Raw genomic sequence first — 26,828 nt, forward strand, 5'->3', positions numbered from 1 at the left:
GGCGGTGCTTATTTAGAAGCATTTTTGCAATGTTTCGAATGCAATTACAATTTTAAATGAAAAAAAATATAGGAATTAAAAATAACATCATTGCACTTTGTCTCTTTATATCAGGATTTGGATATGGACAAAATGAAACCCCGAAAGACAGTATTTCTAATAAATTAAGCGAAGTAATCGTCAGTGCTCCAACTAAATTGTTTACTAACAAAAATGGAAATAGTAAAGTTGACATTGCCAATTCTATTTATAATTCAATTCCTAATACTATAGATTTAATAGCAAAATTACCCAATATTCAGGTGAGTGTAGATAAAGAAAACATTACGGTTATAGGAAAAGGAAATCCATTACTGTATATCGACAATCAAAAGGTAGGAATGAATGATTTGAATACGTTAGCTGTTGATGATATTAAAACTATTGAAATAATCAGCAATCCCTCCTCTAAATTTGAAGCAGCCGGAAGAGCTGTTATTTTGATTACCCGCAAGTTTAGTAAAAAAGAAGGTTTTCAAACTATTGTATCTGAAGTGGCATCTTTTAAAAAGTATTTCAATAATTATTTGGAGATTAGCGCTAGCCTGAAGAAAAACAAATTGGAGTTTAAAACAAATTTTAATTACAATCAAATTAAAGTCTGGGAAAGCAACGGTAATGATTTTATGATTCCATCTCGTACTATTATTTCAAATTATTTGGCTACAGCAGTTACTAAGCGACCGCAATTTATTTTTGGAGGAGGAATTTTCTATAAAATTAATGAAGTGGATTATTGGTCTTTAAATTTTAGTAGAAGAACCCAAAAAGACATATTTGATATCCTAACAGATACCTATAATCAGCAACAAAGTATAATTAATAGGATTAGAACTTTGAATTTGAATGACGAATACCGGAACTTTTCAAATGGATATATAAACTACAATCATAAAATAAAAAGTGTCGATGGGATTTTATTTTCGGGCTTTCAATATTCCAGGTTCAATCAGCAAGTTGCCAGTACAATTACAAATAATTATAATAATACCAGTTTTGAACTTTCACAAAATAGGAATCAAAAAATTAGTATTGCTGTTTTTTCGGGAAAATCTGATTTCGAAAAAGAGTTTGGAAACAAAATGAAGCTGGAACTCGGAACACTTTACCTTCAGGCAGATTCGAATACTAACTTTTTAGTAGAAAATGTAAATCCAAGTATTACAATAAATTCAGACTATAATTATAATGAAACTAATATTGCAGCCTACTCGCAACTTTCCGGAAGCGTCAAAAAAGTAAAGTATTTCTTTGGTTTGAGGGCTGAGAATACCATTGCAAAAGGAAAATATCAAGCGGAAAACAGTTTATTAATTGATAAAAATTACATTAATCTGTTTCCAAAAGCTACGATCGAAATTCCAATGGACAGCACAAATACAATTAATCTTAATTATGCTAAAAGCATTTCAAGACCTAATTTTTCCACAACAAGTCAGGTTTCCGCATATATAAACCCCTATTTTGTTTGGTCGAACAATATCAACCTGGACCCAACAATTACGGATGAAGTGGCTGTGAGTTATCAATATGGGGATAAATCCGTAAAAGTGAGTTGCAACAAAATTATCAATCCGGTTTATTACGGTTCTTCTTATGATTCCTCTCAAAACGTATTGACTTTAAAAACTACAAATTTTGAAAAAGAAACAGGTTTCAATTTAGAATTTTCGATTCCATTCAAATATAAATTTTGGACAACAACCAATACTTTAAATTTTATCTTGAGTAAAATTGAAGATAAACAAGCTATTGTAAATGATACCAAACCGTATTTATATTATTATTCGAATCATTCGTTCAAGTTGCCAAAAGAAATAAAAGTGTCCTTAACCGGTTGGGGCTTGACAAGACAGCAACAGGGTATTTTTGAAAGAAGCGCTTTGTTTACAATAGATTTTGCCATTTCTAACACGCTTTTTAAGCAATTTGATTGTACAATAAGTTATAACGATATTTTTAGACAAATGAAATATCATGAAGACTTTACCATCAATAACATAACTGCAAAAGGAATTTATTATACCGATGCAAACTTAGTTTCCTTTTCAATAAAATATTCCTTTGGAAAAATAAAAAATACAGAATTTAAGGAAAAAAATATTGATGAAAATTCGAGTAGAATTCGGTAAATGTAAATAGAGAAAACCTTGAGATTTCAGGAGTTTCTTTATGAAATAGCGAGATTACTCTTCTTCGTCAGCGCTTTGGGTTAATTCATTTTCAGAATCTTCCGTGTCGTTATCAGTGCTTATTTCGAAAAAACTAAAAATGGAACCACCATAACTTTTCTTAAACGAAAAGTGAATCATGTGATCCAGTTTGGTGTATTTAGAATGTTCGATTACCATCATTCCCTCATCATTAAGTAACTCTTTTTCGAAAACCAATTCTATAATTTTCTCAAAAGTATTTTGATCTAATGCATAGGGAGGATCAGCAAAAATAATATCATAGGAAGTTTTACATCTTTCTAAATAGGGGAAAACATCGCTTTTTGTGGCAGCAATATTAAAATCATATTCAGAGGCAATTTGCTTGATGAATTTTACGCAGCCAAAATCAGCATCAACAGAAGTGATTGGCGTGCTACCGCGCGAGGCAAATTCGAAACTGATATTTCCGGTTCCTGAGAATAAGTCTAATATTTTTAGTCCTTCAAAACTGAAATGGTTGTTCAAAACATTGAATAATGCTTCTTTAGACATATCGGTGGTGGGACGAACGGGAAGTCCTTTTGGAGGAAAAATGCGTCTTCCTTTGTATTTTCCTGAAATGATTCTCATGAGTTGAAAAGTATAAAATGATTTCTGTTTTCGGCCTCAGAAAAATAATTGTTCCATCGCAAATCTTCCACATCAATAAGTGAAACGTTGCGAATGTATTTGTAAGCAATTTTGAAATAATCACTTTCGGCATCAATATTTCCGATTAATTCCAATGGGAAGTTCTCGGGATTTAAATTCAGTTGTTCGGCTGAAAATAAAATGTAATACAAGAAATCTTCGGGTGTGCTGTAATCAAAAGAATTGAAAACTAATAATTTTTGGTTCTGAACCACAATAATTTCAAAATGCCCGGAATTGATGTGAATAAACATCTTTTTTTCATCCTTATTTTTGGATGCAACCAATAATTTGGAAACCAAAATGCTATTGGCATGTTTGTAATCGAAAGAACCAAATTGGTCAATAAAAAAATTATTGATATTCACATAGGGAATATAAACCGCATTCATCTGATAGTTTGGAATTTCATCAAAAGCAAAAAAATCGGTTTCAAAAACCTTGGTATTGTATTGCAGATAACTACCTAAAAAGTTCTCGTCAAAAAGAGCTGAAGGAACAAAAGTAGAAAGATTATTATTGTGAATGATCAGAATTTCATCATAAGAATCCTTTAATTGTGGATAATCCCGAAAAGCATCACCAAATAATTCTTCAATTTTTGTGGCTTTATGAAAAGTATCAAAATGCACTTCGTTAAATGAAGTTACTGTATTGTTTAGCGTGTCAAAACAACAAAAAGAAAGTCCAGTCAAAGAAACTTGGATGGACAGTTTTTTATATTTTTTTTCGGTGATATTTGTGTTTTGTATTGACATAATTTGATTTTTCAATCCATTTCTACCTTATATATACTACAAGAATTAAATGCGGAGACAAACTTACAATTTTTTTTGATTCTAATGCCAATTTATGCGATTGCCTCGATTTTCATACTTATATTTGATGTTCATTTATAGTAATCAATTCGACATGAATTCCTCCTTGTTTTACAGTCTTTTACAGAGAAAATTTCCTTTTCAACCCACGTACAAACAAGATATTTTTTTTCAAAAAATCGCTATTTTTTTAACCGAAGCTGATAATAAAACCATTTTCGTCCTAAAAGGGTATGCGGGAACTGGAAAAACAACCGTAATTTCAACGATTGTAAATAGTTTGTTAGACATCAACAAAAAATATGTTTTGCTGGCACCGACGGGTCGTGCAGCTAAGGTAATTGCTAATTATTCGAATAAACCGGCTTTTACAATTCATAAAAAAATCTATTTCCCTAAGAAATCTTCCGGTGGTGGCGTTTCGTTTACATTACAACAAAACAAACACAAGAACACTATATTTATAGTCGATGAAGCTTCGATGATTTCGGACACCAATTCAGATTCTAAGTTATATGAAAACGGTTCCTTGCTGGATGATTTGATTTCTTATGTGTATTCAGGAACCAATTGCAAAATGATTTTATTGGGAGATACTGCTCAGTTGCCTCCGGTGAATTTGGATATCAGCCCCGCTTTGGACATCCGCACTTTAGGAATGAATTATGACAAGGAGGTAGAACATATCGAGTTGGATGAAGTCATGCGTCAGGAAGAAAGTTCCGGAATTTTGCATAATGCAACCGAACTTAGGGAGTTATTGAAAGATTCCTTTATCGATGAATTCAAATTTAATGTGAAAAAATTTAAAGATATTGTTCGTCTGACCGATGGATACGATATTCAGGATGCCATCAATTCGGCCTACAGTAATTACAGTATAGAAGATACCGCTTTTATTGTTCGCTCCAATAAAAGAGCCAATCAATACAATGAGCAAATCAGAACCAAAATCCTTGATAAAGAAAGCGAACTTTCCACAGGCGATTTTTTGATGGTGGTGAAGAACAATTATTTTTGGTTAAAAGATTCTGATGAAGCAGGTTTCATTGCTAATGGTGATATTATTGAAATATTAGAAATTTTCAATATCAAAGAATTGTATGGTTTTAAGTTTGCCAAAGTAAAAATCCGAATGATTGATTACCCAAATCAGATTCCATTTGAAACCGTATTGTTAATGGATACCATAAAAAGTGAATCGCCATCGCTGACCTATGAGGAATCAAACCGATTGTATCAGGAAGTGTTGAAAGATTACGAAGGAGAAACCAAATTCAAACAATTCCAGAAAGTAAAAGCCAATGAGTATTTTAATGGTTTACAAGTAAAATTTTCGTACGCAATAACCTGTCATAAGTCGCAGGGTGGGCAATGGAATACGGTTTTTATAGAACAGCCCTATTTGCCAAACGGAATTGACAGGGACTACATACGCTGGTTGTACACCGCGATGACCAGAGCAAAAAATAAATTATATTTGATAGGGTTTAAGGATGAGAATTTTGAAGAATAATTTTATAAATTATAATCATGAACACATTAAACGACTTACATAAAATATCAGGCTCTTTTTCGAACACCGAAAAAATGCCAGTGCTGTTTTTGGGACACGGCAGTCCGATGAACGCCATTGAGGAAAATCAGTTTGTAACCGGTTTTAGAAACTTGGCTAAAACCTTACCACAACCGAATGCTATTTTATGTATTTCGGCGCATTGGTTTACTAAAGGAACCAAAGTTACCGCAATGGAAATGCCTCGAACGATTCACGATTTTGGTGGTTTTCCGCAAGCGTTGTTTGATGTACAATACCCCGCAAAAGGCAGTCCTGAATTAGCTATAGCGACAAAGCAATTATTGACACCGGTAGCAGTTGAGTTAGACGAACATTGGGGTTTAGATCACGGTGCCTGGAGTGTAATCAAACATTTATATCCCCAAGCGAATGTTCCAGTGATCCAGTTGAGCATTGACTATACAAAATCCGGACAATACCATTTTGAACTGGCTCAAAAATTAAGCGCATTGCGTACCAAAGGAATCCTGATTGTCGGCAGTGGCAATATTGTTCATAATTTGGGATTGGTCGACTATCGCAATTTCGATAAAGACAATTACGGTTACGATTGGGCAATTGAAGCAAGGGAAACGGTAAACAATTATTTGCTGGACGGTAATTTTCAACCATTGATTGATTTTGAAAAACAAAGCAAAGCGCTCCAATTAGCTATTCCTACACCGGAGCATTATTTGCCTTTGATTTATACTTTAGGATTAAAAGGAAAAAGCGAAGAACTCAGTTTATTTAATGACAAATTATTGGCGGGTTCGTTAAGCATGACTTCGATGAAGATTATGTAGGATGTTTTAAAATTGCTCATTAGTTGCCTTAAAACAAACTTAGGGATTGCCTTAAGAACAATTTTGTAAATCCTAAAAACATACTAACTTAGCGCCCAACTAACCTGATCGTCCCGTTTGCAGCAGATAAAAATTAAAAAATAAAAACTTTGCAACTTAATGTATTCGTGGCAAAATGAAAAATATAAAAATGAAAATAATAGCAGTTATTCCCGCTCGTTACGCTTCCACACGATTTTCTGCGAAACTAATGCAGGATCTGGGAGGTAAAACGGTCATTTTAAGGACCTATGAAGCCGCCATAAATACCCATTTGTTTGATGATGTTTTTGTAGTAACCGATTCGGATTTAATTTATGATGAAATTGTTTCTCATGGTGGAAAAGCGATTCGAAGCATCAAGGAACATGAATCGGGGAGTGATCGAATTGCGGAAGCCGTCGAAAATCTAGATGTTGATATTGTGATTAATGTACAAGGAGACGAACCATTTATTGATGCGGAACCTTTGGCAAAAGTCATTGAAATTTTTAGAAATGATTTGGATGAAAAAGTGGATTTGGCTTCACTAATGCGCGAAATTACAAACGAAGAAGACATCAACAATCCCAACAATGTAAAAGTTGTGGTGGATCAAAATGGATTTGCACTATACTTTTCGCGTTCGGTAATTCCATATCCCAGAGAAAAAAATGTAGGTGTTCGTTATATGCAGCACATCGGGATTTACGCCTTTAGAAAAGAGGCTTTATTAGACTTTTATAGTTTACCGATGAAATCATTGGAAGCGTCCGAAAAACTAGAGCAACTTCGTTATTTAGAATTTGGAAAAAAAATAAAAATGGTCGAAACTACTCATGTCGGAATCGGAATTGATACCCTGGAAGACTTAGAAAAAGCGAGAAAGATGCTGTAATTGTCATCCTGACGGTCATTATTTTTAATCGTTTGGATCGTTAGAATCCGTTTTTGTATGGGATTAAACTAGGGCTGATATCCTGTAGCTGTTTTTCCTAGCGGTAATTTTGTAATTTTTTTTGTTTGATTTCAACGGCAGATTCACAGATTCAGTGTTAAATCTGCGATTTATTATAATGATTAGTAGGAGCAGTTTTTATTCTAATTTTTCAATTACAATCAATTCATTGTGTATTTCAATTCTTGGAATCGTTTTTATTTTGAAGTGGTTTTCATAAAATTCAGAAACATATTTTTGATTTCTTATATTTTGTGTTTCATTCAACATCATGGTATTGAAAAGAATAAAACCTCGACTTCTTAAAAGGAAACAGATACGGTTGATAAAAAATGTTTCAAATAAAAAATTTGGCATTGTAATATCTTGGAAAACATCGATTATAATCAAATCATATTTGTTTTTGGTTTTCAAAACAAATTCAAATGCATCTTCAATAACAATATCAAGTTGGGGTATTTTGTCTAAGTCAAAATATTTGTTAGCTATTGTAATTATATCGGAATCAATTTCAACTCCGGTTATTTTTCCTTTAAATTTAATTTCATCAACCAACGTTTTTATGACACTACCTCCAGCCACTCCCAAAACCAAGATATGTTCCATATTGGCTATTTTTTCGTAGCCAATGTTTTTTAGTCCTATCCTTAAAATACGTTGCAGACTTCCATAAGAATAATTGGCATTTTCAGAATCTAAAACTAACTCCCCATTTGCCCAAGTTACTTCTATCGATTTGCTTAATGAAGATTTCGTTTGATAAATTTTTATTGGAATGAGATAACTAAATATTTTTTTAATCATTGGAGACAGTTTTACTCAAAATAAAGATTTCAGTTGTGATCGTATTTAATCTAAGTTAAATGTAAGATATTTTTTAAATATATTGATTATTCTGGTGCTGTTTTGAATTATTAGTACGGTCGTAAATATACAGTAATTACTTAGATAGAATAGATGAAAAGAGAGTCATTTACACCTATTGTTTATCCATTAATTCTTGAAATCATTTTTATTTCGTAGCGATCGGCTGTACTTAAATGAAATCGTTAATATGACTGCTGTAGCAGTGATTGATGTACAGGAACGAGAAAAAAGAAAGAAACCAAATTAAATGTTTAACGGACAGATTTATTAGAGACATTTTGTTTTTTGATACACCGTATTAATTTTAAAGCCTCAAGAATTTCTTGAGGCTTTTTTGTAAGGTTATAATTAGAATTTTATATTTCTTAGGTCATTGTGCTAAAAAAAACACAATGCGTTTATTAAATTGAATTAGAAATGTTTTATATTCAACTTTTAAAATAGTTATGCTTCTAAATGCAAAGTAAGTATATTTACTTAATTATAACTGCTGTTTCATTAGTGAATAAAATTAGCTTGTTATTTTGATTCCTGATAATTTAAACTTGCTAGAAATCGTCATGATCCAAAAGCTATAAAACAAAACACATATGAAAAAAATGTCAAAAATTGATAGCCTCAGAATTGATGAACTTTCTGCTACTCCAAAGTACCAGCAGTTAGTCAATGCGGTACTGAATGCGATAAAGCAAGGTGTTCTTAAAAAAGGGGATGCTATGCCGTCTATTAATGAGTTGAGTTTTCAATACGAAATATCCAGGGTTACAATAGAAAAAGGATATAATAAACTTCGTAAAATGGGTATTTTAGAAGCTTTTCATGGAAAAGGCTACTTTATTGCCAATACGGATGTCTCACAGGATTTGAAAATATTCTTAATGTTCAATAAGTTAAGTGCTCATAAGAAAATTATTTACGATGCTTTTGTAGAGACTTTGTGCGAAAAAGCGGCTATTGATTTTTATATCTATAACAATGACTACGGGTTGTTCAAAAAATTGTTAAACCAACAAAAAAATGCGTATACCCATTATGTTATTATTCCCCATTTTATTGAAAAAGCAGAAGGATATCAATTATTGATTGAGGAAATTCCAAAAGAAAAATTAATCATTGTAGGTAAAAAAATTGAAGGAATTACTGGAAACTATGGCGCCGTTTATGAGAATTTTGAAGAAGATATTTATAACGCGCTTAGCAAAGCATTAGAACCTTTAAGCAAATACCACACGTTAAAACTAATTTTCCCAGAAAATAGTTATTTTCCTAAAGAGATAGTAAAAGGGTTTGAAAATTTTTGTTACAGTTATGCTTTTAACTATAAAATAGTTCATGATTTAGATCTTGAAGAAGTAAATGAGGGAGAAGTCTACATCAATTTAATGGAAGAAGATTTAGTAAAAATCCTGGATAAAATTATAACATTAAATTTAACGGTAGGAGAACAGGTTGGAGTAATTTCTTATAATGAAACGCCTCTCAAAAAATTTATAATGAATGGACTGACCACAATCTCAACTGATTTTGCAACAATGGGAAAATCTGCAGCGGAATTGGTGTTGAATGCTTCAAAAGAACATATAGAAAATCCGTTTGAACTGATTCTTAGGGGATCTTTATAAAATACATTAACAATGGAATTGCGTAAATTAAAATCATTTTTAGTAGTTGCAAAAGAACTGCATTTTGGTAATGCTGCTGAAAAATTAAACATTACTCAACCTGCCTTGACCCATCAAATTCAACAATTGGAAAGTGAGTTGGGTTTTGAACTTTTTGATAAAGCAAAACGTGTTAATAATAGAAAAGTTGAACTTACTGAAGCGGGTGCTTATTTAACAAAAGAAGTCAGTCGTGTAAAAAAGTAACTGAACTAAAAACAGGATTTTATTACATTGCTTTAAAAGCAAATGTTCCTATGATACCAGTTACTTTTAATTTTGGTAAAAAAGAAGTCAATTTAGGAACTCCATTAATGCCTTCAGGAAATTTTGAAGCTGATATGGATATTCTGAAAAAACATTACATTGGAGTAGAAGGAAAAATTCCTGAAAAGGGATATTTTTTTAAATAAGTTCAGATGCAACCAGAACATTTTTAGTAAATACTGTTGAAGTTGTTTACAGCAGAGTAACTGCTAAGGGGAAAGAGAGTAATAGCGTTTAGTGATCAAAAACTTAAACCAATAGGGTTTCAATGAATTTATGAATACAGACTGGTGTAATTTCAATCCTTAAGAAAATTGGTTATTTATTTTATTTTTGAAAAAAAAACAATTCGGGAATCTGGAAGGCACTGAAAAACTCATGATAAGGGCTTGTACAATTATGTGTGTACAAGCCCTTTTCTTTGTCATATTTGCATGCCTAAATATTTTTGTATCAAATAAGCAATTCTTAGAGCGTTTATTTGTATTTACACCAGGTTATTTCTCGTAGTATTTTTCATAGGGGACTTTTTCAGTGCCCTCGGAAATCTGGATTGTTTTTTTTCCTAATCAGGAACATAACTTTTAAAAGTTCCATTTTTATAAAAAATTACAATCTTATCAATTTCACCAGAAGTAGATTTACTTACTATATTTTGACTTTCTATTTTTTTTGTTTCAAAAGCATTAATCAGATTCGTATTTTTTATTTCTGCGAATAAATTTCCTTGATTACTTTCGTTGTTTAATGGAGTAGGAATATTTTGTTTTACAATTTCTTCAGACGCATTTTCTTTTGTATCACTGTACTCCGTGCTTTTTGGAAATGTTCCTCTTCCATTCAAAATCCAATACAAATCAACATCCGGAAAAACGTCTAAAATTTTAAGGATAAAATCCAGACTTGGTTTGTTTCTTCCGGAAAGCAGGTGGGATAAACTGGAACGCTGTACACCAATTTTATCTGCAAAAGAGGAAGCATTCAGACCGTAATAATCCAGTATAATTTCTAATCTTTTTATAAAATCTTCTGTGTTTACCATTGTGAATTGTGATTAAAAATAATCGATTTACAAATGTAACTAAATTAAGCGAAAGCACCAAAATTACAAGTGTAAATAGCCTTTAATTTAACAATTAGTCTAAACTAAAACTATTAATAGTTATGTCTATTAGATTGATAAATAGCAGATTGATCTAGTATTAATATATTCGTAACATTTGTCAATTACAGGAACGTACTTTAGAATAGCAGCAAGTGAAAAAGTGTTTACATCATTGAAATAATTGAAATTTAATTTGTTTACAAATGTAAATATAAAGATGTTTACTTTTGTAAATCAAATAATATAGTATGAATTTAGAACAATTATTCAATCAATATAAAGAAGAATCTATTCGTGGTCGTTATGTTACTTTAGATTCAATTGAACCTTTATTGCAGAAATTAAACACCAATAATCAACTTAAAATTATTGGAAAGTCAGTCCTCGGAAAGTCGATTTATTCTTATCAAATTGGAGAAGGTAAAACTAAAATTTTTCTTTGGTCTCAAATGCATGGAAATGAAAGTACAACTACAAAAGCTCTTTTTGATTTCTTAAATGTGCTTACTGGCGGTTCAGACTTGGCGAAGCAATTGCTTGCTAGCTTTACTTTTTGCAGTATCCCAATGTTAAATCCTGATGGAGCTACTTTATATACCCGTGAAAATGCTAATAAAATCGATCTTAATCGAGACTCTCAGGATCTTTCACAGCCCGAAAGCAAGGTATTAAGAGAAACTTTTGAATCTTTTAAACCTGACTACTGTTTTAATCTTCATGATCAACGTACTATATTTGGAGTTAATGATACGGGCAAACCAGCAACATTATCTTTTTTAGCGCCTTCTTATAATGAAGGACGGGAGATAAATGAATCCAGATTGAAGGCGATTAATTTAATTGCAGCAATAAACGATGTGTTGCAGTCCTATTTACCAGGTCAGATAGGACGTTTTGACGATTCTTTTAATATAAATTGTATCGGAGATACATTTCAGTATTTAGGGGCGCCTACTTTATTGTTTGAAGCTGGACATTTTGCAAATGATTATGAAAGGGAAGAAACGAGAAAATTTGTCTTTATGGCGTTAATTTCCAGTTTTACGATACTTAGCGAAAACGTTATAGTTGATAATGGAATTAACAAATATTTGAATATTCCTCAAAATAAAGTCGTTTTTTATGATTTAATGTATAAAAACATCAAAATAAATTATGATGGTATCGAAAAAATCACCAATTTTGCAGCACAATACAAAGAAGAGTTAATTGAAAATCAGATTTACTTTAACGCCTACATTTCACAAATTGGCGAATTAGAAAATCATTTTGGTCATTATGTGTACGATGCTAAAGGAGCAGTATATAAAGATGAGTTTGGTGGTTTTCCGAAATTAAATCAAAAAGCTGATTTTTGCTTAGATAATAACATAAAATTTGTTAACGGAATGATAAAAGTTTAATATTTATATCGTTTTATTAATTTTTATGTATATTTATACTTTGTAATTACAATTATTAATATTAATTAAAGAAATATGAGTAAGTTTCGTTTAGATGAAGTAGATCACCAGATATTAGATATGTTGATAGACAACACAAGAGTTCCGTTTACAGATATAGCAAAAAAATTGTTGATTTCAGCTGGAACGGTGCATGTTAGAGTAAAAAAAATGGAAGATGCAGGAATTATAATGGGGTCCTCATTAGTTCTTGATTATGACAAATTAGGATATTCTTTTATTGCATACGTAGGTGTTTTTCTTAACAATACGTCTCAAACAAAATTTGTTTTAGAGCGTATTAATGAAATTCCTTATGTAACAGTTGCTTCTGTAACAACAGGTAAATTTAATATTTTCTGTAAAATCAGAGCTAAAGACACGAAACATGCCAAGGATGTTATCTTTATGATTGACGATATAGAAGGTGTTTACAGAACTGAAACTATGATTTCGCTTGAAGAAAGTATAAATGATAAGAAGCGCCTAATGCATACTATTTTTAAAAATATGTAATTAATCTTGAACGCTATATTCTAAAATATAACCTCAAGTTTATTCTTGGGGTTTTTTTATGACAAATTAACTAACTAAATCAACTATAACTGAATTATGTACACGCTGCCTAAAATAGAACGTTTTAATCAAGATGTTCTTTCAAAATATCACATTTATAATAGTGTTTTTATTACATTACCTTTTGATTCTATAGATAATACAGGTGTTTTACTTCCTTTGTTTACAGATGTTTGCGATACGGGTTTTAAAAAACAAGAAACACCTAAAGAAATAGTCGATTTTTTTGCTAAAAGATATTTGCATAGTGCTTCAGAAACGGAAAAAATTGATTTGATGTTCCGTTTTATTCAATATATCGAACGCCAAATAGTGTTGTTTGATGCTATTGAAGATGCTGCTTTTCCTGTAGTGAACAATATGGAAGGAAGAGGATCGTTAAGAGACATTAAAGAAAAATCAGAAGCAAAAGAAAAGGAAGAGGAATTGATTGATTTCTTAGAAGATTTCAATGTTAGAACGGTCTTAACCGCTCATCCTACACAGTTTTATCCAGGTGCTGTACTTGGTATTATCAATGATTTAACGGATGCTATCCGTAAAAATAATTTGCTTGACATCAAACAATTGTTGGCTCAATTGGGTAAAACTCCTTTCATTCAAAATGAAAAACCGAATCCTTTTGATGAAGCGGTGAGTTTGATTTGGTATCTTGAAAATGTATTTTATAAAACTTCGGGAGACATGGTTCATTATCTTCAGAAGAATATTTTTAATGGAAATTCAATTAAAAATCCATTAATTAAACTTGGATTTTGGCCTGGTGGAGACCGTGATGGAAATCCATTTGTTACGACAGAGATTACTTTGAAAGTTGCTGAGCGTTTAAGAACTTCTATTTTAAAATGTTATTACATTGAAATGAGAAATTTAAAACGTAAGTTAACATTTTCAGGTGTAGATACTTTGGTTTCAGAACTTGAATATAAACTTTATCGTTCTGTTTTTTATTCACGAGGAGAGATTTATATCACTTTGGATGAATTTAAGTCACAGTTAAAAAAAATAAAACAGATAATTATAGACCAGCATCAATCATTATATCTTGATGAGCTAGATGCACTTTTAATTAAAGTTAATTTATTTGGTTTTCATTTTGCCTCTTTGGATATTCGTCAAAACAGTAAAATTCATGATGCGGTATTTAATGATGTTGTAGAATTTTATTTGAATTCAAATCCTGATATTTTTCCCGAGAATTATTTTGAATTATCGGAAGAAGAAAAATTTGCAGTTCTTTCTACTATTGGTGGGGATTTAAATCCAAATGTATTTAATGATGAAATGACGAGATCGACTATTGAATCGATTCAGGCTATAAAAACAATTCAAGAAAAGAACGGAGAATTTGGTGCAAACCGTTATATCATCAGTAATAATGAAAGCGCTCTGAATGTAATGGAAACCTTTGCATTATTCCGTTTAAGTAATTGGGAAAATCCATCAGTTGATATTATTCCGCTTTTTGAATCTGTTGATGATTTACAAAATGCGCATGCGATCATGGAAAAATTATATACCAATCCGGCTTATGCGAAACATTTGGTGAACAGAAATAATAAGCAAACTATAATGCTTGGTTTTTCTGATGGCACGAAAGATGGCGGTTATTTAATGGCAAACTGGAGTATTTATAAAGCCAAAGAAGAACTTACTGAAATCTCTAGAAAATATGGTATAAAAGCTATTTTCTTTGATGGTCGTGGTGGTCCTCCGGCTCGTGGTGGCGGTAAAACACATAAATTTTATGCTTCGCTGGGTCCAAATATTGAAAACAACGAAATTCAGGTTACTGTACAAGGACAAACGATAAGTTCTAATTTTGGAACTTTAGATTCTTGTCGTTACAATTTAGAAAATTTATTGAGTGCCGGTGTCACTAATCAGGTTTTTAGTAAAGGTAAAAATGAATTGTCAATTAATGAAAAAGAAATTTTAGATCAATTAGCAGGATTAGGATATGAAAAGTATTTGAGTTTTAAAAATCATCCTAAATTTATTCCTTATTTGGAGCAAATGAGTACTTTGAAATATTATGCTAAAACAAATATTGGAAGTCGTCCTTCGAAAAGAAGTAAATCGGAAAGTTTAGATTTTGCAGATTTGAGAGCAATTCCTTTTGTGGGATCCTGGAGTCAGTTAAAACAAAATGTACCTGGATTTTTTGGAGTAGGGTCTGCTTTGAAACATTTTGAAGATACGGATCAATGGAATAAAGTTCAGGATCTATATGACAACTCTTTGTTCTTTAAAACCTTATTGGAAAACAGTATGATGTCATTGGCAAAATCATTTTTCCCATTGACAGCCTACATGAAAAAAGACCCGGAATTTGGTGTTTTTTGGCAAATAATCTATGATGAATTTTTAGAAACAAAACGTTTGCTTTTGAAAATAGCCGGTCATAAAGAATTAATGGAGAATTACCCTGATGGTAAAGCATCTATACAGATAAGAGAGCGTATTGTATTGCCATTATTAACGATACAACAATATGCTTTGTTGAGAATTAATGAAATTAATAAGGAGAAAAATCCAGATCTAAGCTTGATTAAAGTTTACGAAAAAATTGTAACCCGTTCTCTTTTTGGAAATACGAACGCAAGTAGAAATTCAGCTTAATTCTAAAAAAATGAAAACAGATCAACTGCCTATTAGTGAATATTCTGAATTTAACGCAACTTATGTTAAAGCTGCCGGGAATGTTGAAATGATTGATGAATTGGAAATTTGTCTTCACGATTTTATTCGTTTTGTGCAAAATATCCCCATGGATAAATTTGATTACACGTACGCTGAAGGAAAGTGGACCATCAAGGATATCATTCAACACATCATTGATACGGAAAGAATTTTTGCTTATCGTGCGTTGCGAATTTCCAGAAATGACAAAACACCATTACCTGGTTTTGAAGAAAATGATTATGTAGATAATACGAATGCAGACGATAGAAATATTCAAGACTTATTGGCGGAATTATCAGCAGTCAGACATTCTAATTTATTTCTTTTTAAGAGCTTTACAGAGGAACAACTAAAGAGAATTGGAACAGCTTCTAATACGTCTATTTCAGTTCGTGCTATAGGTTTTATTATTATTGGTCATCAAAAACACCATCAAAGGGTTTTTAAGGAAAGGTATTTATAGCTTGTTCGAAACAAGTTGACCAGATTTTTAGCTTGTTTTCAAAAGACATTGTATTAGCAGGACTAGTTGAAGGCATCACATGATATGTGATGCCTTTTATTTGTCCGAATTTCTTCAGGAAGTACTTGTGACTTTCTTTTCCATTAAAAATGATTTTGGTGATTGCCGGAAATTCTTTGAACAATGTTTCGAAATCATTTTCAGTATGATTTTTGATGTGGATATCCAAACTTCCTTTTCTTTCACAATTTCCCAATACATCCCACAATCCAATTTTGTTATCTTGTAGTAATTGTATTTTATCTTCAAAAATTTCTGATATGAGTTGATGACCTAATATAGTATACATTATTTTCCAAAAATGATTTCTTTTGTGCGCGTAATATTCCTGTTTTTCCAAGGAGGCGATACCAGGCATCGTTCCTAAAATTAAAATTTTAGTGCTAGAATTTACAAAAGGAGAGAATGATTGTATCATAATTTTTAAACTACAGCGTTTTCTTTTTCAAGAATAGCCAATGCTAATCGAATTTTCCCGTAATCTATTTTTTCTTCAAAATAATCAAAATATGGTTTCAAAGCATTTGGAGATGCAAGTTTTATTTGTGCTTCAGCGATTTGAGATACTTCTTCTTTTGATATAAACGGATTTAAATCAATGGCGGCTCCGTCAACATATAATTTGGCTAAATGTGACATAATCGTACTCAAGCCTAATTTTCGCTTTTGAGAAATTTCTTCAACTGATAATCCATTTTGGTACAACTCTAATGTCTTTTTATAAGTTGTGGCTTCCTTCTTTTTTTTTACCACTTTGGACTTTTGAAAATCTATGATAGCTTTGATGAATAGATCGCCATATTTTTCCAATTTTGCTTTTCCAACACCGTCAATTGTCAGTAATTCCTGGTCGCTTGTAGGTCTTTCGATTTCCATATGGCGCAAAGCGGCATCGCTAAAAATCACATAAGCAGGAACAGATTCCTCTTTCGAAATTTCGTACCGTAGTTTTCGTAATAGATCAAATAATGTATTTGCAGTAGATTTGCTTTTTGTTTCTTTGAATTCTTGCTTGTAGGTATTGGTTTTTTGGACTATAGTCAGTTGTACTTTCTCTCCTTCAAACAATACTTTTTTTGCAAATGCAGTCAGTTTAATCTTGTTTTGCTGATGAAAAGCAATTTCACAATATCCAAGATTGATAAGTTGGATTAAATATTGATTCCAATCAAACCAAGAAAGATCAATACCGATGCCATAGGTTTTAAGATTTTGATATTCTTTTTCGTAAATATATGCATTTTTTGAACCACGTAAAAAGTCAATGATTACCGGTAAAGGTTCCGTTTCCTGCAAACGAATAATGGCCGATAATGCTTTTTGGGCAATTACAGTTCCATCAAAAAAGGAAGGTGGATTTTTGCAAATGTCGCAATTCCCGCAGTTTTCCGTAACGAGTTCTCCAAAATACGAAAGCAATATTTTCCTGCGACAACTTAAGGCATCAGCATATTGCTTCATTCTTTCCAGTTTTGCCAATTGTACTTCGGCATTTAAACCTTGAGCAGCAAATTTTTGCAATTGAATTACGTCACCATAACTTTCAAATAATACCGTTTCTGAAGATAATCCATCACGGCCGGCACGGCCTATTTCCTGATAATAGCCTTCGATGTTTTTTGGTAAATTATAATGAATTACCCAACGGACATTTGATTTGTCTATTCCCATTCCAAAAGCTATGGTAGCACATACTACCTGACAATCATCATTGATGAACTCGTCTTGGGTTTTTGAACGAATTTTATTGTCTAAACCGGCATGATATGCTTTAGCATTAATGCCAATTTTTTGTAATTTTTCAGCAAGCTCTTCAGTTGTTTTTCTGCTTAAACAATAAACTATTCCGGATTCGTTTGGTTTTTCCTGAATGAAATCGATAATCTGTTTTACGCGATCTAAAGCAGGACGTACTTCTAAACTTAGATTTTTCCTGTCGAAAGAAGCAACAACTGTTTTAGGGTTTGTTAGATTTAATTGCTCGCTAATGTCCTTCCTGGTAGCTTTATCGGCAGTTGCAGTTAAAGCTAAGATTGGAGTAGAGGAGAAGCGATTTTTTAGATAACCCAAGTTAGTATATGCAGGACGAAAATCGTGTCCCCAAGCTGAGATGCAATGTGCTTCGTCAATAGCAATAAGACTTACAGTTAAAGTATGGAAAATAGTGTCCAGATACGATAAACTTTCCGGAGCAATATAAACTAATTTTATTAGGTTCGTTTTTAAGCTTTCAATATAAAATTGACGTTCGGCTTCAGTTTGGCTGCTATTTATAAAACAGGCCTCAATACCGTTCGCTTTTAAGCTGTCAACCTGATCTTTCATCAAAGCAATTAATGGCGAAATCACGATTGTTATTCCGGGCAAAATTAAAGCCGGCAATTGAAAACAAATTGATTTACCACCACCAGTTGGCATTATAGCCAAAGTATCCTGACCGGAAAGTACATAATTTATTATGTCTTCCTGATTGGGTCTGAATTTTTCAAAACCAAAGTTTTCCTTGAGTTTGGTATGTAAAATTTGCTGGATCATTTTGGCGTTTATTTTGAATTCTAAATTAACAAAAAAGGAACTCGTTTTGAGAGTTCCTTTTTTGTTATCTAAGAGTTGAATTAATCTTCATCATCCTCATCGTCTTCATCCGATATATCTTTATCTTCAATATCATCGTCATCATCGTCTCCGTCATCTCCTGAATCAGAATCTGGTTTATCGATAGCATCGTCATCGTCGTCATCGTCGTCCACTGAATCATCATCGTCAAGTTCTAAACCGCTTATCGGTTCAACAACTGCATCGAGATCATCATCTTCATCATAATTTTCAATTCTGTCTGCTAATTTTGTACTGACTTTTACTAAATAAATGGTGTCTTCCGTGCGTACTTCGACAGCTTCTATTAATTCATTTTTAGCATTTCTAAAACGGATAATGTTTGAATCATCATATCCTTCAGGAAATTTTTCTACCAAAAGGTTCAAAATTTCGTTCGTAAGTTTTGCGTAATCAACTATTACTCTTTTCATAAAGTTATTCTATAAATCTAATAAATAAGCGAAAATTAAAGGTGCCACAATTGTAGCATCGGACTCAATAATAAACTTAGGAGTTTTTATATCTAATTTACCCCAAGTAATTTTTTCATTCGGTACCGCTCCAGAATAAGAACCATAACTGGTTGTTGAATCTGAAATCTGACAAAAATAACTCCAAAACGGAATGTCGTGCATTTCCATATCTTGGTATAACATCGGTACAACGCATATTGGAAAATCCCCTGCAATTCCGCCACCAATTTGGAAGAAACCTACACCATTAGTACTGTTTTTTGGATACCAATCTGACAAGAAAACCATGTATTCTATTCCTGATTTCATTGTTGATGCTTTCAAATCACCTTTAATCACGTAAGATGCGAATATATTTCCCATCGTACTATCTTCCCATCCTGGTACAATAATAGGTAAATTTTTCTCGGCAGCTGCATACATCCAGCTGTCTTTTAAGTCAATTTCATAATATTCCTCAAGAACACCGGAAAGTAACATTTTGTACATAAACTCATGCGGAAAATATCTTTCGCCTTTATCATCGGCATCCTTCCAAATTTTGTAAATATGTTTTTGTAAACGACGAAATGCTTCGTGTTCTGGGATACAAGTATCGGTAACTCGGTTTAAACCTCTTTCTAATAAATCCCATTCATCTTGAGGCGTTAAATCTCTATAATTGGGAACTCTTTCATAATGAGAATGGGCTACCAAATTCATAATGTCTTCTTCAAGATTTGCTCCTGTACAAGAAATAATCTGAACTTTGTCCTGACGGATTATTTCCGAAAAAATCTTTCCAATCTCCGCTGTACTCATAGCACCGGCCATGCTCACCATCATTTTTGCGCCGTTGGCTAATTGTTGTTCATATGCCTTAGCCGCGTCAACTAAAGATGCAGAGTTGAAATGCAGGTAATGCTTCTCAATAAACTGACTGATTGGTCCTTTGCTCATTTTTTTAAATTTAAAGATTTAAAAATCGAAACATTGAATTTGTATTTCAAATTTAACGAATTTTTAAATTGACTAATTGTATAATTAAATATTTATTTTTTGTCGTAACCTAATATTTTTAAAACATCATCTGAGGTTTGTTGTTCTGAGAAAATCTCAGTTGCCAAAATTCCATTTTCGTCCCGATCGATCAGTATATGCTTGGGTTGTGGAATCAAGCAGTGATGTAAACCGCCATATCCACCTATAGTTTCCTGATATGCTCCGGTGTTAAAAAATCCAATATATAATGGTTTTTCCTTGTTGTATTTTGGCAAATATATGGCATTCATATTTTGCTCTGAATTGTAATAATCATCACTGTCACAGGTCATTCCGCCTAACAGTACCCTTTCGTAAGTTTCATTCCAGCGATTTACTGCCAGCATGATGAAACGTTTGTTAATAGCCCATGTATCTGGCAAAGTGGTGATAAAAGAGGAATCAATCATATTCCATTTTTCTCTGTCATTTTGTTGTTTTTGATACAAAATCTGATAAATTGCACCGCCGCTTTCACCAACAGTAAAGGAACCGAACTCTGTAAAGATATTTGGAACATCAACTTCTGCTTCATCACAGGCAATTTTGATCTGATTGATGATCTCGTCAATCATATATTGGTAATCATATTCAAATGCCAATGAGTTTTTGATTGGAAAGCCCCCACCGATATTTAATCCATCTAATGTAGGACATTCTTTTTTTAATGCAACATAAACTTTGATACATTTTACTAATTCATTCCAGTAATACGCATTGTCATTAATTCCTGTATTGATAAAAAAGTGCAACATTTTAAGTTCCAATTTCTTATTTTCTTTGATTTCTTTTTTATAAAAAGGAACTATGTTTTTGTATCCAATTCCTAATCTTGAAGTATAGAACTCAAATTTAGGTTCTTCCTCAGCAGCAATCCGAATTCCGATTTTGAATTTTCCTTTTATTTGACCTTGAAGTAAATCTAATTCTTCGTAATTGTCAATAATTGGAATGGCATTTTTATGTCCGTTATTTACTAATCGGGCGATGTTCTCAATATATTGATCTCTTTTAAAACCATTACAAATCACATAAGTGCTTTTATTGATTTTTCCATTTGCCAATAAATTTTCAACAATGTTAATGTCAAAAGCGGAAGAAGTTTCAATGTGAATGTTATTCTTAAAAGCTTCATTCATGATAAATTCAAAATGGGAACTCTTTGTGCAATAACAATAATAGTATTTTGCCTCATATTTATTTTTTTCCATCGATTTACGAAACCAGCTTTTGGCTTTGTTAATGTTATTGGAAATTTGAGGTAAATAAGTAAATTTTAATGGCGTACCATATTTCTCTACCAGTTTCATCAAATCAATATTGTGAAACTGAAGATTATCTTTGTTTAAAGTAAACTCTTCTTGTGGAAAGTAATAAGTTTGATTTATTAAATCAGAATATTTTGTATTCATTTGGTTTTTAGAATTTTAGATTAAATACACGAAAAAATAATTAATCTAAAATTCAGACTCTGATATTTGCATAAATTATTTGAAGCTTTTCATTGTCTGATTTCAAATATTGAAAAAGATCAAAACTAAAGTTTCCTTTGATAGAATAAAAACGTTTCAATATTCTTAAAAAAGACATATTGTTTCGGTTTTTCTTAGAACTATAATTTCTCTTGTTTTGATTTTTTTTCATCTCAGCAAATGTAAAAAATATTATATACGTAATGCAATCCTTTTTTATAAAAAAACAATTAAGATTTATAATCCAGAAATGCTTTAAGAATTAATTCATTCTCAACTGATTGATTAATTTTTATGTTTCCGATGCCTTCGATTAACGCAAACTGAATAGTTCCGTACTCATTTTTTTTGTCATGAATAAGCAATTCCAAAATAGGTTCGATATCATTTTCTTCAAAAATGATGTCATCATATATAGTCTTGATAGTTGATTTTATTTGAAAATATTCCTCGTGATTGATCAAATTTTTATTCAAAGAAATATAACTTTCTAATATCATTCCAACAGCAATAGCTTCTCCGTGTAATAAAGTATTTTTGTTTTCATTCTCCAGAAAATAGCTTTCAATAGCATGACCAAGAGTATGACCAAAATTCAATGATTTTCGGATGTTTTTTTCCGTTGGATCTTGTTTAACAATTTCGTTTTTTATTGCGACAGAACGATATATTAATTCATCAAAATCAGCAAAATCAATGGCTTTCAAATCTAGAAATTGTTCCCAATATTCTTTATCGTATATTAAACCGTGTTTCAACATTTCGGCTAGACCGGAACGCATTTCGTTTTGTGGTAATGTGTTTAGATACTGGGTGTCAATAAGAACCATTTTAGGCACATTGATAACTCCGATCTGGTTTTTTAAATTTCCCAGATCAACACCATTTTTCCCGCCTACTGAAGCGTCAACCATGGACAATAGAGTGGTAGGGATATGAATAAAATCAACTCCTCTTTTGAATGTTGAAGCGACAAAGCCACCTAAATCAGTAACAACACCTCCACCCAAATTAAGCACAAGGCTTTTTCTGTCAGCACCAAGCTCAGTTAAGACATTCCAAATTTGCACACAGGTTTCTATATTCTTGTTATGTTCCCCTGCTTCAAATTCAATGATTTCAATAGTAAGATCAGTTTCTAAAAAAGCTAGAAATTTTGGCAAACAAAACTCATTTGTATTGCTGTCCACAATAATAAATATGTTAGAATATTTGTTCTCTTTTAAATGAAGGTTTAATGCTTCATATCCTTTTTCGTTGAAATGAATCGGATAACTGTTGGCTTGAATTGATTGCATCTGTATTGATTAATTGAAAGAGCAAAATAAGGTAATTTTTGCTGAATAATATTCAAAACTCTATCTATATTTGTACAAAAATATCACAAAAAATGAAAAAAATATTCAATAACACACAAGTTGCGTTTGCATTAAAAAGCGATACCGAGCTCGATAGAGCTTATTTTCTTTTCAAAATGATTGATAATCAGCCTTTGGTTCGAATTGGAACAGCGGTTACGAATTTTGCACTGAAAGCAAATCTTCCTGTTGAAGGTTTAATTCGCGCTACCGTTTTTGACCATTTTTGTGGCGGAGTAAATGAGGTTGACTGTCTTTCAGTGGTGGATAAAATGTTTACCAAAGGGGTTTCATCTGTATTGGATTATTCTGTAGAAGGTAAAGAAGAGGAAGATCAGTTTGATGCTGCATTGGAAATGACTTTAAAAACGATAGAATTTGCCAAAGAGCGTAAAGCAATTCCTTTTGCAGTTTTTAAACCAACTGGGTTTGGACGTTTTGAATTGTATGAAAAACTTGGAGAAAAACAGACATTAAGTGCAGAAGAGCAGGCAGAATGGAATAGGGTAGTGGAGCGTTTTGATTTGGTTTGTAAAGAAGCTCATTCAAAAAATGTAGCATTGCTAATTGACGGTGAAGAAAGTTGGATGCAAGATGCTGCTGATGATTTAGTTACCGAAATGATGCGTAAATACAATAAAGAAAAACCAATTGTTTTCAATACGCTGCAAATGTATCGTTGGGACCGTTTGGATTATTTGAAAAAAGTACATGAACAAGCCAAAAAAGAAGGATTTTTAATTGGAATGAAATTGGTTCGCGGTGCCTACATGGAAAAAGAAATTGAGCGTGCCGAAGAAAAAGGGTATCCCTCACCAATATGTACTTCAAAAGAGGCTACAGATGAAAATTATGACGAGGCAGTGCATTACATGATTGAACATTTAGATACGATGTCTATTTTTGCTGGAACCCATAATGAGGAAAGCACCTATAAGCTGATGGAATTGATGCAAGAGAAAGGAATTAAATCAAACGATGACAGAATCTGGTTTGGTCAATTGTATGGGATGAGTGATAATATCAGTTACAATTTAGCCGCTAATGGTTATAATGTTGCTAAATATTTGCCTTTTGGCCCTGTAAAAGATGTGATGCCGTATTTGATTCGTCGTGCAGAAGAAAACACTTCAGTTGCCGGGCAAACCAGCCGTGAATTAGCAATGATAAAAGCGGAACGCAACAGAAGAAAAGGGAAATAGGAATCATAGGTCTAGGTAACAAAGCCTCTGTAATCAGGATTTAAATGCAGAAGGGTATAAATAAAAAAACTCCATTCGGCTTGAACTGGCCGAATGGAGTTTTTTATTGGAATTTTAGGTAGCCTAAGAATTGCTAAACTGCAAATTGCTTAAATTTTTATACATACCATTTTCTAAAGCAATTAATTCCTGATGTGTTCCTTGTTCAGTAATTTTTCCTTTATCAAGAACCAAAATTTGATCTGCGCTCCTGATAGTAGAAAGACGATGGGCAATAATGATGCTTGTTCTTCCTTCCATCAGAATTTCTAATGCTTCTTGAACTAATTTTTCACTTTCACTGTCTAATGAAGATGTAGCTTCATCCAGAATCAAAATACTTGGGTTTTTTAGCAATGCTCTCGCAATTGCAATACGTTGCCTTTGTCCGCCGGAGAGTTTAATCCCTCTTTCGCCAACAACAGTCTCAAATTTTTCAGGAAATCCTTCAATAAAATTTAAGGCATTGGCTTGTTTTGCTGCCAGAAGAATTTCTTCCTCAGTAGCATTCGGTTTTCCGTAGGCAATATTTTCTTTAATGGTTCCACCAAATAAAATCACATCTTGAGGTACAATACTCATATTACCGCGAAGATTTTCTAAATCATAATCGTAGATGTTTTTCCCGTCAACCAATATTTCTCCACTATCAATATTATAGAAACGCAACAATAAAGAAGCAATAGTCGATTTTCCAGTTCCACTTGGCCCCACTATCGCTATTTTTTGGCCATAATTAGCGGTGAAGCTCACATCTTTCAATACTTTGATTTCTTTTCTGGAATGATAACTGAAAGCTACATTCTTAAAAGTAACATTGCCTTTAATTTTATGGCTGGCTGATGCATTTTGAACTGAATTAATTTTTTCAGGAGTTTCATCTAATAATTCAAAAACACGTTCAGTTGCACCAATTGCTTTTTGGATTTGCGCATAAAGTTCCGCGATTCCTCCAAAAGAAGCACCTACAAAAGTGGAATACAATACAAACGAAATTAGTTGTCCCACGCTCATTTCTCCGCTAATGCTCAAACGAACACCAAACCAAACTACGGCAACAATAGCTCCAAAAAGACAAAAAATAATGAATGAAGCAAAGTACCCTCTATATTTTCCTCCTTTGATGGCTATTTTAACCACTTCTTTTATCTTGCCATTATAACGTGCAATTTCGTACCATTCATTGGCGAAAGCCTTTACGATAGTAATTCCCTGCATGGTTTCTTCAACAATTACCTGACTTTCAGCAACTTTATCTTGAACATTTTTTGAATATTTTCTGATAAATCTTCCAAAAATAACTGCCGCAACAGCTACAAGCGGAACAACAGATAACATTAACAATGTTAACTTGATACTTTCATTCGCCAACAAAAGAACACCCCCAATAATTAAAATGAATTGTCTTAAGAATTCAGCTATTGTAGAGGTTAATGTATCTTGTATTTGCGTTATATCAGAACTGATTCGACTGTTTAATTCTCCTACGCGCTTTTGTGAAAAGAATGACATCGGAAGCTTTACCAAATTACTGTAAAGTGATAATCTAAGATTTGCCAATGTATGTTCTGTAAAATTGACAAATAAATACAATCTGAAAAATGAAAAAATGGATTGTAGAAATAAGATAGCAATTAAACCTAAAGCAATAGTATTAGCCTGTGAATTATCTTTGTTTTTTACGCAATCAATAAGCATTCCCATTAATTTAGGAAAAGCCAATGCTGTTGCCCCTGTAAATAATAAAAAAATAAGACCCACATAAAATTTCCAACGATGATTTCCTGCATATTGAAATATAATAGTCGCTTTATTGAGTGAACTTGCGGTAATTTTTGATTTTGGTAAATCGTTTTCTTTGAATCGTGCCATTATATATTATTTATATCGCAAATGTATAACTATAACGACTCATTACAAAAAAACAGCACTGTTTCATTGGATAATTAAAGTGCTATAAAAGAGCGTAAAAGGAAATTTTATCTATTTTTTGTTTATTTTATTTTGTAATTCGCTTGTAAATACAATTTCTAGATGTATATTTGCACAGCATTAGGGCGATTAGCTCAGCTGGTTCAGAGCACCTCGTTTACACCGAGGGGGTCGGGGGTTCGAACCCCTCATCGCCCACCATAATTTACAAACCTCCAAAGTCATTTGATTTTGGAGGTTTTTTTATGGTTCGAAAAATTGTTGACTATTTGTGTAAAATCTCCAAATCTCCATATTTACTGGTAATAGAGAGTTCGAACACCTTAAGGTTTTTTTATAATAATTTAGACTCATTATGATTTTTAAAATGAATGCTTTAAATTAAATTGTTTTTATTTTATTCGACATTAAAATACAATTATTTGAAATATATAGATATTCCGACGAAAGTTTAAACCGGAATTCAAATACATACAAAAAGTAGAACCAAATAGCTAACTTTACTATTGCAGCGGTAAAACCTAGCACCTCAATGGTGAATACTATCCCTGCCGGAATTCTGGTT

Annotated in this window: 24 protein-coding genes and 1 tRNA gene; 13 read left to right on the plus strand and 12 right to left on the minus strand. The window is 32.2% G+C overall.

Annotated elements, in window-relative coordinates; all coding sequences use genetic code 11:
* The first annotated feature begins 56 nt into the window (after window positions 1–56).
* Complete coding sequence (locus ACNQGH_RS19605; RefSeq protein ID WP_417957720.1) at window positions 57–2,171, plus strand: outer membrane beta-barrel protein; 2,115 nt, start codon at window positions 57–59, stop codon at window positions 2,169–2,171.
* A gap of 54 nt (window positions 2,172–2,225) precedes the next feature.
* On the opposite strand, the gene ACNQGH_RS19610 is transcribed toward ACNQGH_RS19605, so the two are convergent.
* Together ACNQGH_RS19610 and ACNQGH_RS19615 are read right to left on the minus strand one after the other, a co-directional pair.
* Window positions 2,226–2,825, minus strand: a complete 600-nt coding sequence (locus ACNQGH_RS19610; protein ID WP_417957721.1) for an RsmD family RNA methyltransferase — start codon at window positions 2,823–2,825, stop codon at window positions 2,226–2,228.
* A complete protein-coding gene (locus ACNQGH_RS19615) occupies window positions 2,822–3,643 on the minus strand; it encodes a DUF3822 family protein (RefSeq protein ID WP_417957722.1) in 822 nt (273 codons plus the stop codon). The genes ACNQGH_RS19610 and ACNQGH_RS19615 overlap by 4 nt, the downstream gene beginning before the upstream one ends.
* Window positions 3,644–3,797: 154 nt before the next feature.
* Here ACNQGH_RS19615 and ACNQGH_RS19620 point away from each other — a divergent pair, with 154 nt between their 5' ends.
* The 3 genes from ACNQGH_RS19620 (at window position 3,798) to kdsB (ending at window position 6,983) form a co-directional block, all read left to right on the plus strand.
* The gene (locus tag ACNQGH_RS19620) at window positions 3,798–5,219 is read left to right on the plus strand and encodes an ATP-dependent DNA helicase (RefSeq protein ID WP_417957723.1); all 1,422 of its coding nucleotides are present in this window, start codon (window positions 3,798–3,800) and stop codon (window positions 5,217–5,219) included.
* Between the two features lie 17 nt (window positions 5,220–5,236).
* On the plus strand, window positions 5,237–6,067 hold the full coding sequence (gene ygiD, locus ACNQGH_RS19625; RefSeq protein ID WP_417957724.1) for a 4,5-DOPA-extradiol-dioxygenase: 831 nt from the start codon (window positions 5,237–5,239) through the stop codon (window positions 6,065–6,067).
* A 190-nt stretch (window positions 6,068–6,257) separates the two neighbouring features.
* Window positions 6,258–6,983, plus strand: coding sequence for a 3-deoxy-manno-octulosonate cytidylyltransferase (gene kdsB / locus ACNQGH_RS19630; protein WP_417957725.1), 726 nt, complete (start codon window positions 6,258–6,260; stop codon window positions 6,981–6,983).
* 198 nt (window positions 6,984–7,181) lie between these two features.
* Here the strand turns inward: kdsB and ACNQGH_RS19635 are convergent, their stop codons facing one another.
* A complete protein-coding gene (locus ACNQGH_RS19635) occupies window positions 7,182–7,847 on the minus strand; it encodes a spermidine synthase (RefSeq protein ID WP_417957726.1) in 666 nt (221 codons plus the stop codon).
* A gap of 653 nt (window positions 7,848–8,500) precedes the next feature.
* Here ACNQGH_RS19635 and ACNQGH_RS19640 point away from each other — a divergent pair.
* From ACNQGH_RS19640 to ACNQGH_RS19650, 3 genes are read left to right on the plus strand one after another with little or no spacing between them, the layout of a single operon-like run.
* The gene (locus ACNQGH_RS19640; protein WP_417957727.1) at window positions 8,501–9,532 is read left to right on the plus strand and encodes a GntR family transcriptional regulator; all 1,032 of its coding nucleotides are present in this window, start codon (window positions 8,501–8,503) and stop codon (window positions 9,530–9,532) included.
* Between the two features lie 12 nt (window positions 9,533–9,544).
* Window positions 9,545–9,778 carry a LysR family transcriptional regulator gene (locus ACNQGH_RS19645; protein ID WP_417957728.1) on the plus strand — a complete coding sequence of 78 codons (234 nt, stop codon included), beginning with the start codon at window positions 9,545–9,547 and terminating at the stop codon, window positions 9,776–9,778.
* Between the two features lie 50 nt (window positions 9,779–9,828).
* Entirely contained in the window at window positions 9,829–9,984 is a 156-nt protein-coding gene (locus ACNQGH_RS19650) for a lysophospholipid acyltransferase family protein (RefSeq protein ID WP_417957729.1), read from the plus strand.
* Between the two features lie 419 nt (window positions 9,985–10,403).
* Here ACNQGH_RS19650 and ACNQGH_RS19655 read toward each other — a convergent pair whose 3' ends face one another.
* On the minus strand, window positions 10,404–10,880 hold the full coding sequence (locus ACNQGH_RS19655) for a helix-turn-helix domain-containing protein (RefSeq protein WP_417957730.1): 477 nt from the start codon (window positions 10,878–10,880) through the stop codon (window positions 10,404–10,406).
* A gap of 311 nt (window positions 10,881–11,191) precedes the next feature.
* On the opposite strand from ACNQGH_RS19655, the gene ACNQGH_RS19660 reads away from it, so the two are divergent.
* From ACNQGH_RS19660 to ACNQGH_RS19675, 4 genes are all read left to right on the plus strand, one after another.
* Window positions 11,192–12,346, plus strand: coding sequence for a M14 family metallopeptidase (locus ACNQGH_RS19660; protein ID WP_417957731.1), 1,155 nt, complete (start codon window positions 11,192–11,194; stop codon window positions 12,344–12,346).
* A gap of 75 nt (window positions 12,347–12,421) precedes the next feature.
* A complete protein-coding gene (locus ACNQGH_RS19665) occupies window positions 12,422–12,901 on the plus strand; it encodes an Lrp/AsnC family transcriptional regulator (RefSeq protein WP_035672404.1) in 480 nt (159 codons plus the stop codon).
* A 96-nt stretch (window positions 12,902–12,997) separates the two neighbouring features.
* On the plus strand, window positions 12,998–15,583 hold the full coding sequence (locus ACNQGH_RS19670; protein WP_417957732.1) for a phosphoenolpyruvate carboxylase: 2,586 nt from the start codon (window positions 12,998–13,000) through the stop codon (window positions 15,581–15,583).
* A 10-nt stretch (window positions 15,584–15,593) separates the two neighbouring features.
* Complete coding sequence (locus ACNQGH_RS19675; RefSeq protein ID WP_417957733.1) at window positions 15,594–16,109, plus strand: DinB family protein; 516 nt, start codon at window positions 15,594–15,596, stop codon at window positions 16,107–16,109.
* On the opposite strand, the gene ACNQGH_RS19680 is transcribed toward ACNQGH_RS19675, so the two are convergent.
* The 6 genes from ACNQGH_RS19680 to aroB form a co-directional block, all read right to left on the minus strand.
* On the minus strand, window positions 16,090–16,587 hold the full coding sequence (locus ACNQGH_RS19680; RefSeq protein ID WP_417957734.1) for a DNA-deoxyinosine glycosylase: 498 nt from the start codon (window positions 16,585–16,587) through the stop codon (window positions 16,090–16,092). The two genes, ACNQGH_RS19675 and ACNQGH_RS19680, sit on opposite strands and share 20 nt — an antisense overlap.
* Before the next feature lie 5 nt (window positions 16,588–16,592).
* Window positions 16,593–18,704, minus strand: coding sequence for a DNA helicase RecQ (gene recQ / locus ACNQGH_RS19685; protein WP_417957735.1), 2,112 nt, complete (start codon window positions 18,702–18,704; stop codon window positions 16,593–16,595).
* 80 nt (window positions 18,705–18,784) lie between these two features.
* Window positions 18,785–19,198 carry a DNA primase gene (locus tag ACNQGH_RS19690; protein WP_417957736.1) on the minus strand — a complete coding sequence of 138 codons (414 nt, stop codon included), beginning with the start codon at window positions 19,196–19,198 and terminating at the stop codon, window positions 18,785–18,787.
* A gap of 9 nt (window positions 19,199–19,207) precedes the next feature.
* Window positions 19,208–20,179, minus strand: a complete 972-nt coding sequence (locus ACNQGH_RS19695; RefSeq protein ID WP_099715600.1) for a deoxyhypusine synthase family protein — start codon at window positions 20,177–20,179, stop codon at window positions 19,208–19,210.
* Window positions 20,180–20,271: 92 nt separating this feature from the next.
* Window positions 20,272–21,672 carry a type III PLP-dependent enzyme domain-containing protein gene (locus ACNQGH_RS19700; protein ID WP_417957737.1) on the minus strand — a complete coding sequence of 467 codons (1,401 nt, stop codon included), beginning with the start codon at window positions 21,670–21,672 and terminating at the stop codon, window positions 20,272–20,274.
* 290 nt (window positions 21,673–21,962) lie between these two features.
* Window positions 21,963–23,030 (minus strand): 3-dehydroquinate synthase, encoded by a 1,068-nt coding sequence (gene aroB, locus ACNQGH_RS19705; protein WP_417957738.1) that lies wholly within the window; start codon window positions 23,028–23,030, stop codon window positions 21,963–21,965.
* A 92-nt stretch (window positions 23,031–23,122) separates the two neighbouring features.
* Between aroB and ACNQGH_RS19710 the strand changes: the two genes are divergently transcribed.
* Window positions 23,123–24,292 (plus strand): proline dehydrogenase family protein, encoded by a 1,170-nt coding sequence (locus ACNQGH_RS19710; protein ID WP_417957739.1) that lies wholly within the window; start codon window positions 23,123–23,125, stop codon window positions 24,290–24,292.
* Between the two features lie 123 nt (window positions 24,293–24,415).
* Here ACNQGH_RS19710 and ACNQGH_RS19715 read toward each other — a convergent pair whose 3' ends face one another.
* The gene (locus ACNQGH_RS19715; RefSeq protein WP_417957740.1) at window positions 24,416–26,203 is read right to left on the minus strand and encodes an ABC transporter ATP-binding protein; all 1,788 of its coding nucleotides are present in this window, start codon (window positions 26,201–26,203) and stop codon (window positions 24,416–24,418) included.
* A 183-nt stretch (window positions 26,204–26,386) separates the two neighbouring features.
* Here ACNQGH_RS19715 and ACNQGH_RS19720 point away from each other — a divergent pair.
* Window positions 26,387–26,464: transfer RNA gene (locus tag ACNQGH_RS19720), tRNA-Val, on the plus strand.
* A gap of 180 nt (window positions 26,465–26,644) precedes the next feature.
* On the opposite strand, the gene ACNQGH_RS19725 is transcribed toward ACNQGH_RS19720, so the two are convergent.
* Window positions 26,645–26,828: hypothetical protein (locus ACNQGH_RS19725; protein WP_417957741.1), on the minus strand; the 184-nt coding region annotated here is incomplete at its 5' end.

The sequence above is a fragment of the Flavobacterium kochi genome (genome assembly GCF_048286715.1).
In the GTDB taxonomy this organism is placed as follows: domain Bacteria; phylum Bacteroidota; class Bacteroidia; order Flavobacteriales; family Flavobacteriaceae; genus Flavobacterium.

Coding starts and splice junctions, on each gene's coding strand:
- ACNQGH_RS19620 (WP_417957723.1), top strand. CDS start 3,798: ATGAATTCCTCCTTGTTTTACAGTCTTTTACAGAGAAAATTTCCTTTT.
- ACNQGH_RS19680 (WP_417957734.1), bottom strand. CDS start 16,587: ATGATACAATCATTCTCTCCTTTTGTAAATTCTAGCACTAAAATTTTA.
- ACNQGH_RS19650 (WP_417957729.1), top strand. CDS start 9,829: ATGATACCAGTTACTTTTAATTTTGGTAAAAAAGAAGTCAATTTAGGA.
- ACNQGH_RS19635 (WP_417957726.1), bottom strand. CDS start 7,847: ATGATTAAAAAAATATTTAGTTATCTCATTCCAATAAAAATTTATCAA.
- ACNQGH_RS19675 (WP_417957733.1), top strand. CDS start 15,594: ATGAAAACAGATCAACTGCCTATTAGTGAATATTCTGAATTTAACGCA.
- ACNQGH_RS19710 (WP_417957739.1), top strand. CDS start 23,123: ATGAAAAAAATATTCAATAACACACAAGTTGCGTTTGCATTAAAAAGC.
- kdsB (WP_417957725.1), top strand. CDS start 6,258: ATGAAAATAATAGCAGTTATTCCCGCTCGTTACGCTTCCACACGATTT.
- ACNQGH_RS19670 (WP_417957732.1), top strand. CDS start 12,998: ATGTACACGCTGCCTAAAATAGAACGTTTTAATCAAGATGTTCTTTCA.
- ACNQGH_RS19645 (WP_417957728.1), top strand. CDS start 9,545: ATGGAATTGCGTAAATTAAAATCATTTTTAGTAGTTGCAAAAGAACTG.
- ygiD (WP_417957724.1), top strand. CDS start 5,237: ATGAACACATTAAACGACTTACATAAAATATCAGGCTCTTTTTCGAAC.
- ACNQGH_RS19605 (WP_417957720.1), top strand. CDS start 57: ATGAAAAAAAATATAGGAATTAAAAATAACATCATTGCACTTTGTCTC.
- ACNQGH_RS19640 (WP_417957727.1), top strand. CDS start 8,501: ATGAAAAAAATGTCAAAAATTGATAGCCTCAGAATTGATGAACTTTCT.
- ACNQGH_RS19655 (WP_417957730.1), bottom strand. CDS start 10,880: ATGGTAAACACAGAAGATTTTATAAAAAGATTAGAAATTATACTGGAT.
- ACNQGH_RS19660 (WP_417957731.1), top strand. CDS start 11,192: ATGAATTTAGAACAATTATTCAATCAATATAAAGAAGAATCTATTCGT.
- ACNQGH_RS19695 (WP_099715600.1), bottom strand. CDS start 20,179: ATGAGCAAAGGACCAATCAGTCAGTTTATTGAGAAGCATTACCTGCAT.
- ACNQGH_RS19715 (WP_417957740.1), bottom strand. CDS start 26,203: ATGGCACGATTCAAAGAAAACGATTTACCAAAATCAAAAATTACCGCA.
- recQ (WP_417957735.1), bottom strand. CDS start 18,704: ATGATCCAGCAAATTTTACATACCAAACTCAAGGAAAACTTTGGTTTT.
- ACNQGH_RS19690 (WP_417957736.1), bottom strand. CDS start 19,198: ATGAAAAGAGTAATAGTTGATTACGCAAAACTTACGAACGAAATTTTG.
- ACNQGH_RS19665 (WP_035672404.1), top strand. CDS start 12,422: ATGAGTAAGTTTCGTTTAGATGAAGTAGATCACCAGATATTAGATATG.
- aroB (WP_417957738.1), bottom strand. CDS start 23,030: ATGCAATCAATTCAAGCCAACAGTTATCCGATTCATTTCAACGAAAAA.
- ACNQGH_RS19610 (WP_417957721.1), bottom strand. CDS start 2,825: ATGAGAATCATTTCAGGAAAATACAAAGGAAGACGCATTTTTCCTCCA.
- ACNQGH_RS19700 (WP_417957737.1), bottom strand. CDS start 21,672: ATGAATACAAAATATTCTGATTTAATAAATCAAACTTATTACTTTCCA.
- ACNQGH_RS19615 (WP_417957722.1), bottom strand. CDS start 3,643: ATGTCAATACAAAACACAAATATCACCGAAAAAAAATATAAAAAACTG.